Raw genomic sequence first — 9,230 nt, 5'->3', positions numbered from 1 at the left:
CCGTTCGTGCACCGCCCAGCGCTGCCGCACCCGCGCCCGGAGTTCGTTCGGCGTCGGGGCGACCGGCACCCGGCGGAGTCCGCCACGGCGCAGATGCCGCCTGTCCCGGCGGACGGGGCGGTTGCCTCTGCGGGCGCTGCCGAGGCCCATGGTGCGACGGCGCAGATGCCGTCCGTTCCCGCGGATGCCGCAGCGGGCCCGGCGGGAGCGCCTGGTGCTCATGTCGGTGCCGCGGATGCGGCTGCCGCTTCCGGCGGTGCGCCCGAGGCCCACGGTGCCACGACGCAGATGCCCTCGGTTCCCGCGGATGCAGCGGCAGTTGCCGCGGGTGCCGGTGTGCAGATGTCCAAGGCCGAGGCCCCGGCCGGGGCCCCGTACGGCGCGCCGCAGGCGGACCCGTACGCCGCGCAGTTCGCCGCTGCCGCACCCGGTGGACCGGCGGGAGCCGCGCCGCAGCAGTCCGCCACCGGCGCCTGGTACGGCGGGCCCGACGGGCCGCAGGGCCCGTACGGCGCCACCGATCCGTGGGGTGCGCCCGCGCCGCAGCGCAAGCGCGGCGGCGGGCTCGTGGCGGCCGTGCTGGCCGCGGCCCTCATCGCGGGCGGCGTCGGCGGCGGCGTCGGCTACTGGGCCGCGAACCGCACCGACGGCAACGGTTCGACGACCGTCTCCGCCGCGGGCGACCCGAAGGTGGAGAGCCGTTCGCCCGGTTCGGTCGCGGACATCGCGACCAAGGCGCTGCCGAGCGTCGTCACCATCGAGGCGCAGAGCAACAACGGCGACGGCGGCACGGGCACCGGCTTCGTCTACGACAAGCAGGGCCACATCCTCACCAACAACCACGTCGTGGCCGCGGCCGCGGACGGCGGCAAGCTGCAGGCCACGTTCTCGGACGGCAAGAGCTACGACGCCGAGGTGGTCGGCCGGGCCCAGGGCTACGACGTCGCCGTCATCAAGCTGAAGAACCCTTCCGGCGCCAAGCTCAACCCGCTCCCGCTGGGCGACTCCGACAAGGCGGCGGTGGGCGACGCGACGGTCGCCATCGGTGCGCCCTTCGGGCTGTCCGGCACGGTCACCACGGGCATCGTGAGCGCCAAGAAGCGCCCGGTCGCCTCCAGCGACGGCGGCGGCAGCGGCCAGGCCTCGTACATGAGCGCGCTGCAGACGGACGCGTCGATCAACCCGGGCAACTCCGGCGGTCCGCTGCTCAACGCCCAGGGTGCCGTCATCGGCATCAACTCGGCGATCCAGTCCGCGGGCAACGGCGGCGGATTCGGCGGCGGCCAGGGCCAGTCCGGCAGCATCGGCCTCGGCTTCGCGATCCCGATCAACCAGGCGAAGAACGTCGCCGAGCAGCTGATCCGGGACCGTACGCCGATCTACCCGGTCATCTCGGCCACGGTGAACATGAAGGACTCCGGCGGCGGAGCCAAGATCGCCGCCAATGGCGCCAACGGCAGCCCGGCCGTCTCTCCCGGCGGCCCGGCGGACAAGGCCGGCCTCAAGCCGGGCGACGTGATCACCAAGCTCGACGACTCGAAGATCGACAGTGGTCCGACCCTGATCAGCGAGATCTGGACGCACCAGCCCGGCGACAAGGTCACCGTGACCTATACCCGCGACGGCAAGCAGGCCACGGCCGAGATCACGCTGGGCGAACGCAAGGGCGACAGCTGACCTTCCGCCTGCCGTCACCCGGTAGGCTGTCCCCGCGCTGCCGCGAGGCGGTGCGGGGAGGCTTGCCCGAGCGGCCGAAGGGAACGGTCTTGAAAACCGTCGTGGCAGCGATGTCACCGTGGGTTCAAATCCCACAGCCTCCGCCAACGGGCCGTTAGGCCGGGTCAGAAGGGGCGTCCCGATTCGGGGCGCCCCTTCTGCTGTTCCGGCTTCTGCTTCTGCTGTTCCGGCGACCGCAAAATCCCGGCCAAGGATGTGATCTTCCATGGCCTGGCCAACTCCCCTGCAGAGCACGGAGCGTGACCTGTGCCGGTCCCCGCACCATGCACCGTCGGTCGCCGGACAACCGACTGTTGCATCCTGCATCGAACTCAAAGGGTTTCTTTGGGTGTCTATCGGCCCTGACAGGGATTGACGAAAACCGATCACCGTTGGATCGTTCCGTTGCCACGCCGACCGGCCGCTTGATCACGTGATCGCCTGATCACTCGCGGTCGTCCACGGTGGGGGCGCATGTCGAGCGAGTCGGGGGGCGTCGTGAGTCTTGTCGTCGGCGGAGTCGAAGGCCTGGCCCGCGGTGTGAGGCGGTTCTAGCCGGGCTCACCGCCCTGTCGAGCGTCGGAACCGGGTCTTCCGCGCAGCGGCACCACGCCGTACCGGACCTGGGAACCGTACGCCACGACGTTCCTCCGTTCTGCCATTCACGACCCATCCGGGGGGATCCATGCCTGTCCAGAACGCGCCCATCGCCTACGACTTCCACGGCGACCAGCCGTTCTCCGTCCCGTTCGCGGACATCAAGCCGGAGGACATCCACATCTACCTCGACCTCGACACCAAGGTCGGGAAGAACACCTGCGGCCAGAAGTGCACGCACTGCTGGTTCGTCAACTACGAGAAGGTGTACGACAGGTCGTTCGCGATGGAGGAAGGCCCGCTGATCAAGGCCGGCCTGGAGTCGCAGGGCTTCCACGTCTACCCGCGGTACGTCGACAGCTTCGCGTACGACGGCGAGTTCATGCGCATCTACGGTCCGGCCAACAACCGTGAGTTCCGGCAGGACGCGGACCACACGCCGACCGAGACCATGGCCAAGGGCGATGCCTGGACCAGTGGACGGCCGCTGCTCGCCGACAACTGGGCTGAGCTGCTCGACCTGGCCCGCGAGAGCGGCTACGGCACCATCTCGATCACCTACCACGGTGTGATCGACGAGAACCTCGCCGTCATCGACGACGGCAGCTACCCGATCAAGGGTGTGTTCACCGGTGCCCTCACCGAGGAGGTGCTGCGCCGCATCGGGACGTACAACGAGCAGTGGCGCGCCCGCTCGGGCGAGACCGACGACGCCTTCCGCGTGAACATCGGCGTCACCGTCGGGCGGCACAACCACGGCCGCGAGTCGCTGGAGCGCTACGTCCACTACTTCAACAAGCTGGGCGTCGACACCGTCCGCTTCAACAACTACGCCGCGCACGGCGGCAAGCACGCGGAACTCCAGATGAGCCACGAGGAGATCGCGCAGGCCTACCTCGACCTCAAGGAGCTCCACGAGACCGTCGACATGGCCTTCCAGCTCGGTGTCAGCGAGGACTTCGGCACCTTCGGCATCAAGGTCATGGGCTTCCCCGGCCACGTCGGCTGGTGCCGGGCCGGGCGTCAGCTGTTCGCCGCCATCCCGACTCCGGAGGAGCTGCTCTCCGAGGCGGGCGGCGAGCGCCGCGAGAAGATCGGCGACATCGTCGGCTGCGTCAACACCTTCGAGCCGCACCTCGGCATCCTGGTCCGCACCACTGCGGAGGGTGAAGAGGCCGGATACCGGGTCGAGTTCGACCACGAGGAGATCGAGGCCTTCACCGCCAAGCGGCTCTCCGGCCACTACAAGGACGGGTGCTTCGCCCGCGAGCTCGCCGAGGAGCAGCAGCTCGTGTCCCGCGTGCCCGAGCGCCGTCGTCTGCCGATCGTCGAGACTGCAGGCCGATAACCGCCAGCTGAGAAAGGGCCGCTCGTGCGCCGCATTCTGGTCTTCGCCAAGACCCCCTACTCGAAGACGCCGTACGACCGCTGGCTGGAGGGCACCGGCATCGAGCCGGTCGTGCTCACCACCGACGGGTACGCCGAGGAGTACCGCCGTCACCTGCGGCACGTGCACGCCTTCGCGGACTACGACACCAACCAGCTGGTCGAGAAGACGGCGCTGCGGCTGGCCCGCGAGCTCGGGGTGGAGGCCGTGTTCGCCCGGGCCGAGGCGGACGTGCTGCGGGCGGCCCAGCTGCGCGACCTGCTCGGCCTGCCCGGCCAGCGGACGGCGAGTGCCCTCGCCTTCCGCGACAAGGTCGTGATGAAGGACCACCTGAAGAATCATCTGAAGGACCACCTGGACGGCTTCCCGGTCGGGCTGCCGGACTACCGGCAGGTCGAATCGGCCTACACCGTCCTGGAGTTCGTCGAGGAGCACGGCTACCCGGTGGTGGTGAAGCCGGTCTCCGAGTCGGGCTCGCTGGGCGCCGCGGTGATCCGTGACGAGGCGGATCTGGATGCCTATCTGGTCAGTCCCTGGCGTGGCGTCAGTATGGTCGAGACCTTCGTCGAGGGGCAGATGTTCCACATCGACGGCCTGGTGGCCGGCGGTGAGGTGGTCTTCGTCCAGCCCTTCCGGTACGTCAACGACTGCCTGTCGTTCCGGAGCAACGACTGGGTGGCCAGCCTCGCGCTGGAGCCCGGCAATCCGGTGTACGGCCGGCTGGTCGAGGCCACCCGTGCGGTGCTCGACCGGCTGCCGACGCCGGAGAACACCGCGTTCCACTGCGAGTTGTGGGTCACCCCGGACGACCGGCTGGTGTTCTGCGAGATCGCCAGCCGCACCGGCGGCGGCATGATCGCCACCACGCTGAACCACGCCCGGGGCATCGACATCGACCGCGAGTGGCTGTACGCCGAGTGCGGACTGGCCGTGACGCCCGCGGACCCCGTGCTCCGGCCCTTCGCCGGCATGTGCATCCCGCCGCTCAACGGCGTCCTGGAGTATCTGCCGGCCGAGGGCGAGCCGGACTGCGTCCACGAGCGGGTGCTGCACGGCGCCAGTGGCCAGACCTTCCACGGCGGCGTCAAGTCCGGTTTGTTCCTGGCCGGTTATGCGGTCGGCGGGAGCTCGGAGGAGGATGTCGTGGCCAACATGGCACGCGTCCACACCTGGTTCGCCGAGACGGCCAAGTGGCGGCCGCTCGGAAGCGAGGAAGGTGTGCGATGAGTTCCCTGGACCCGGACGTGAACCCGAACGTGAACCCGGCCCTGACCCTGCCCGGTCCGCTGGTCACCGTCGACTGGCTGGCCGACCGCCTCGGCCACCCCGACCTGGTGGTGCTCGACGCGAGCGTCGGCGCCGCCCGCGGCACCGGGACGCCGATCGCCGGCGCCCGGGTGTTCGACATCGACGGGGCGATGTCCGACCACGACGACCCCCGCCCGCACACCATGCCCGGCACCGAGCAGTTCGTCCGCGGGATACGGGCCCTGGGCGTCAACGACCGCTCCACCGTGGTCGTGTACGACGCGGCCGGCATCTACTCCAGCGCCCGGGCCTGGTGGATGCTGCGCGCGATGGGCTTCGACCGGGCCGCCGTCCTCGACGGCGGCCTGCCCGCGTGGGCGGCCGCCGGGCACCCGTGCCGCCCGTTCGGCCAGGAGCCGCCCGCCGCGGGCGACTTCACCGCGCGGCCCCGCACCGGGCTGCTCGTCGACATCGGCACCGTGCAGCGGACCCTGGCGGACGGGAGCGCGGCCGTCCTCGACGCCCGTTCCCGCGGCCGGTACGCCGGCACCGAGGCCGAGCCCCGGCCCGGCCTGCGCGGCGGCCACATGCCCGGCGCCGCCAACCTGCCGTTCACCGAACTGCAGGACGGCGGGCGCATGCTGCCCGCCGGGGAACTCCGCTCCGCCTTCGCCCCGGTGGCCGGCGACCGCGAGCGGCTGGTGTTCAGCTGCGGCTCCGGCGTCACCGCCTGTGTGCTCGCCCTCGGCGCCGAACTGGCCGGCTACCGCGACCTCGCGGTGTACGACGGCTCCTGGAGCGAGTGGGGCCTGCCCTCCGGCCCGCCGGTCGTGACGGGCGCCGAGCCGGGGAAGGAGTAGCCCCGGTGACGGGCTCCGCAGCCGCCCGGTGGCGGACCTACGCCGCGCTGCCGGCCGGCCTCAAGGCCCTGGTCGTCCTCTCCACCGTGGTCGGCCTCGGCAGCTACATGATCACCCCGTTCATCGGGGTGCTGCTGGTCAAGGGCGTCGGGCTGGACACCGGTACGGCCGGCCTGCTGGTCGCGGTCGCCACGTTCATCCAGTTCGGCGGCAGCATCGTCGGGGGCCCGGTCGCCGACCGGCTGGGCCTCAAGCCGACGATGACCGGCGCCCTGCTGCTGCGGGCGCTCGGCCTCGTCCTGCTCGCGCTCGCCGTCCATGTGCACTCCCTCGTGCTGCCGGCGGTCGTCCTGGTGGCCGCCGGGCCCGCGCTGTACCTGCCGGCCAACAAGGCGTACATCGTGCGCTCCGTCGCCGACGACCTGCGACCGCTCTTCCTGGCGATCAGCGCCGCCGCCCTCAACGTCGGCATGGGCCTCGGCCCGTTCCTCGCGGTGCTGCTGATCGGCCGGGACCCGGCCGTCCTGCTGCTCGTCCTGGCCGGCCTGTTCACCCTGTTCGCCGTCGCCCACCAGGTCGCCATGCAGCCGGTCGCCGCGCGGCCCGACGTCCCGGCCGGGGGGACGGACCAGGGCGGCACGGTCGGCACCTTGCGCGGTGCCCTGCGCGACGCACGGCGGCCGGTGCTCTTCAACGTCGCCGCCTTCTATCTCTACTTCTCCTTCCAGAGCTTCATCGGCCTGTACGCGGCCGCCGAGTCGCACCTCGGTCTGGTCGGCTGGGTGATGCTGCTCAACTGCGCCATGATGGCCGTCCTCCAGCCCCTGCTGGCGGGGCGGATCGCCCGGGCCGGGTACCGCGGGCTGCTGGCCGGATCGTTCCTGCTGATGGCGGCCGGCACGGCGGTGATGTTCCTCGGCGGCACTCCCGCCCTGCTGCTCGGCACCGCGGTGTTCACCGTCGGCGAGGCGTTCGTCTTCCTCCGCGGCGACCTGGAGGTGGTCGGCCGGATCCCCGACCGGCCCGCCTTCGCCTTCGGCGTCCAGCGGCTCACCACGGGTGTCGGGGGGCTGTTCGCCGGTGCGGCCGGCGGCTTCCTGTTCGGCCACTTCCAGCACGGCGGGCACCCCGGCCGGTACTGGCTGGCCGTCGCCGCCCAGTGCGCGGTCGTCGCCGTCCTCGGCCTCGTCCTCGGCGGCCCCTCCGCCGGCCGCACGGACCGGACCGGCACCGAGAGCGCCGCCGGACTCGAGAAGGAGCCCGCGGCGTGACCACGCGCGACACCCGCTACGTCCAGGCCGGCTCCGAGCCGCATCGCCGCGACGGCTACGTCAACCCGCCGATCCACCGGACCTCCACGGTCCTCTACCGGGACACCGCCGAGATGGCGGCGTCCCAGGCCGACCCGCTCAAGCGCACCCCGCCGGTCTACGGGCGCTTCGGCACCCCGACCGGCAGGGCCTTCGAGACCGCCCTCGCCGAACTGGAGGGCGGCCACGCCGCCGTGGCCACCTGCTCCGGGCTGGCCGCGGCCACCACCGCGGTCCTCTCCTTCGTCCACGCCGGCGACCACCTGCTCGTCAGCGACTCCGTCTACATGCCGACCCGGCGGTTCTGCGACTCGCTCACCGCGTTCGGCGTCCGCGTCGAGTACTACGACCCCGCCGTCGGCGCCGGCATCGAGGGGCTGCTCCGCCCGGAGACCCGGGTCGTCTACCTCGAATCCCCGGGTTCCACCACCTTCGAGGTCCAGGACGTCCCGGCCGTCACCGCCGTCTGCCGCCCGCGCGGGATCACCACCGTCATCGACAACACCTGGGCCACCCCGGCCTTCCTGCGCCCCCTCGAACTCGGCGCCGACGTCGTCGTCCACTCCGCCACCAAGTATCTGACCGGCCACGCCGACAGCATCCTGGGCGCCATCGTCTGCTCCGAGGAGGCCTTCCCGGCCGTCCGCGGGGCCGCCATGCGGCTCGGCCAGTGCGCCGGCGCCGACGACCTCTACCTGGGCCTGCGCGGCCTGCGCACCCTGGGGGTCCGGCTCGGCCGGCACCAGCAGCAGGCCCTGGACCTGGCCCGCTGGCTGCGGCAGCGCGACGAGGTCGCCGCGGTCGTCCACCCCGCCCTGCCCGAGCACCCGGGCCACCGGATCTGGCAGCGCGACTTCGACGGCGCGTCGGGCCTGTTCGGCTTCGTCCTGCACCCGCACTTCGGCAGGGCCGCCGTCGACGCCATGATCGACCGGCTGCGGCTCTTCGGCCTCGGCCACAGCTGGGGCGGGTACGAGAGCCTGCTCGTCCCCGCCGACCCGCTCACCCACCGGCTCCCCGGCACCTGGCGGGACCGCGGCCCCCTGCTGCGCGTCCACGTCGGCTTCGAGCACCTCGACGACCTCAAGGCCGACCTCGTGGCGGGCTTCGCCGAACTGGTGCGGCGGCAGGAGACGGGCTGTTGACATCGGGCTGCTGAACGAGCGAGGGCGCCCCCGGTCCGGGGGCGCCCTCGTGCGATGAGGCCGCGGGGATCTCCCCTACGTCACCACGTCACTTCCAGTTGACGCCCTTGCCCAGGGTGAACGGGTCCCCCCAGTACTCGGCCGACGCGACCTTCACCGAGGCCGACGGTGCGAGCGCTATGGCGCAGCCCTGGGTGGACTTGCCCGCGGTGAAGCCGCTCGGCAGGTCGCCGCCGTGGCACTTGGCGAAGTCGCCGATGACCGTGAGGTCCTGGGCCTCGGTGCCGTCGGGCAGGTGGCCCTTCATGTGGTTCACGGCGGCGAAGGACAGGTCTGTGGTGCCGTCGTTGGTGACCGAGTAGCGGATGTAGTAGGGGACCTTGCCCTTGACCTGGTCGCCGAGGTTCAGCGAGGACAGGTCGTTCGGGTCGCCCTGCTCGATCGCCGTGACGCTCAGGGCGATCTTGCCGCTCGAGTGGCCGTAGGAGAACGGGATGTGGGCCACATCGCCGATCTTGAAGGTCTGGCCGGGCTTCACCTCGCCCGTGCTCCCGCCGCCGGTGCTGCCCGTGCTGCCGGACGAGCTCGAACCGCCCGTCGAACCGCCGCCGGTGGCCGCGCTCGCGGCGGCGGCCGGGGACGAGGAGGAAGAAGAGGGCGCAGAGGACGCCGGCTTGTCCTCGGGGCCGCAGCCGGTCAGGGCGAGCGCCCCGAGAGCCACGAGACCGCTCAGTTTTTGGACAGCCTTGATGTCGATACCGTTCACCGTGTGTTTCCCCCGTTGCTTGTGTGTTGCTTGTGTACTGGTGAAGTGCGAGGGGACAGTACGGCAGTTGACGACGGAACGGATGGCGCAAAAACGACCTCTTAGCGGTCTTCGACTTTCCTGTGGCGGAGATCACCCGGCGGTCGTCACGTGCCCGGAAGCGGGTCCCCCGTCCCGGGTCAGCGTTCCAGGAGAACAGCG

General features: G+C 71.5%; 8 protein-coding genes and 1 tRNA gene. 7 read left to right on the top strand and 2 right to left on the bottom strand.

Translation table 11 applies throughout. The annotated features are described in order from the left end of the window. Positions 1 to 273: hypothetical protein (locus ACWD4B_RS26620; protein WP_451423133.1), on the bottom strand; the 273-nt coding region annotated here is incomplete at its 3' end. On the opposite strand from ACWD4B_RS26620, the gene ACWD4B_RS26615 reads away from it, so the two are divergent. The 7 genes from ACWD4B_RS26615 to metC all read left to right on the top strand — a co-directional run bounded on the left by ACWD4B_RS26615 (position 166) and on the right by metC (position 8,263). After that, positions 166 to 1,677 carry a S1C family serine protease gene (locus tag ACWD4B_RS26615; protein ID WP_451423130.1) on the top strand — a complete coding sequence of 504 codons (1,512 nt, stop codon included), beginning with the start codon at positions 166 to 168 and terminating at the stop codon, positions 1,675 to 1,677. The two genes, ACWD4B_RS26620 and ACWD4B_RS26615, sit on opposite strands and share 108 nt — an antisense overlap. Before the next feature lie 56 nt (positions 1,678 to 1,733). Next, positions 1,734 to 1,823 (top strand) — tRNA-Ser (locus tag ACWD4B_RS26610). Positions 1,824 to 2,401: 578 nt separating this feature from the next. Further along, positions 2,402 to 3,661: a radical SAM protein gene (locus ACWD4B_RS26605; RefSeq protein WP_451423129.1), complete on the top strand. Its 1,260-nt coding sequence runs from the start codon at positions 2,402 to 2,404 to the stop codon at positions 3,659 to 3,661. Positions 3,662 to 3,685: 24 nt separating this feature from the next. Next, the gene (locus tag ACWD4B_RS26600) at positions 3,686 to 4,927 is read left to right on the top strand and encodes an ATP-grasp domain-containing protein (protein ID WP_451423128.1); all 1,242 of its coding nucleotides are present in this window, start codon (positions 3,686 to 3,688) and stop codon (positions 4,925 to 4,927) included. Next, positions 4,924 to 5,808 carry a sulfurtransferase gene (locus tag ACWD4B_RS26595; protein WP_451423127.1) on the top strand — a complete coding sequence of 295 codons (885 nt, stop codon included), beginning with the start codon at positions 4,924 to 4,926 and terminating at the stop codon, positions 5,806 to 5,808. The genes ACWD4B_RS26600 and ACWD4B_RS26595 overlap by 4 nt, the downstream gene beginning before the upstream one ends. Positions 5,809 to 5,813: 5 nt before the next feature. Then, entirely contained in the window at positions 5,814 to 7,079 is a 1,266-nt protein-coding gene (locus tag ACWD4B_RS26590) for an MFS transporter (protein WP_451423126.1), read from the top strand. Continuing rightward, positions 7,076 to 8,263 (top strand): cystathionine beta-lyase, encoded by a 1,188-nt coding sequence (gene metC, locus ACWD4B_RS26585; protein ID WP_451423125.1) that lies wholly within the window; start codon positions 7,076 to 7,078, stop codon positions 8,261 to 8,263. Before ACWD4B_RS26590 ends, metC begins: the two co-directional genes overlap by 4 nt. An 88-nt stretch (positions 8,264 to 8,351) precedes the next feature. Here metC and ACWD4B_RS26580 read toward each other — a convergent pair whose 3' ends face one another. Beyond that, complete coding sequence (locus tag ACWD4B_RS26580; RefSeq protein ID WP_451423124.1) at positions 8,352 to 9,029, bottom strand: hypothetical protein; 678 nt, start codon at positions 9,027 to 9,029, stop codon at positions 8,352 to 8,354. Positions 9,030 to 9,230: the final 201 nt, after the last annotated feature.

This window comes from Streptomyces sp. NPDC002536 (assembly GCF_053594995.1).
This window is presented reverse-complemented; position numbering and strand designations above follow the sequence as displayed.

Excerpts from the sequence above, each read along its gene's own strand:
- ACWD4B_RS26615 (WP_451423130.1), top strand. The coding sequence starts at position 166 with ATGCCGTCCGTTCCCGCGGATGCCGCAGCGGGCCCGGCGGGAGCGCCT.
- ACWD4B_RS26605 (WP_451423129.1), top strand. The coding sequence starts at position 2,402 with ATGCCTGTCCAGAACGCGCCCATCGCCTACGACTTCCACGGCGACCAG.
- ACWD4B_RS26595 (WP_451423127.1), top strand. The coding sequence starts at position 4,924 with ATGAGTTCCCTGGACCCGGACGTGAACCCGAACGTGAACCCGGCCCTG.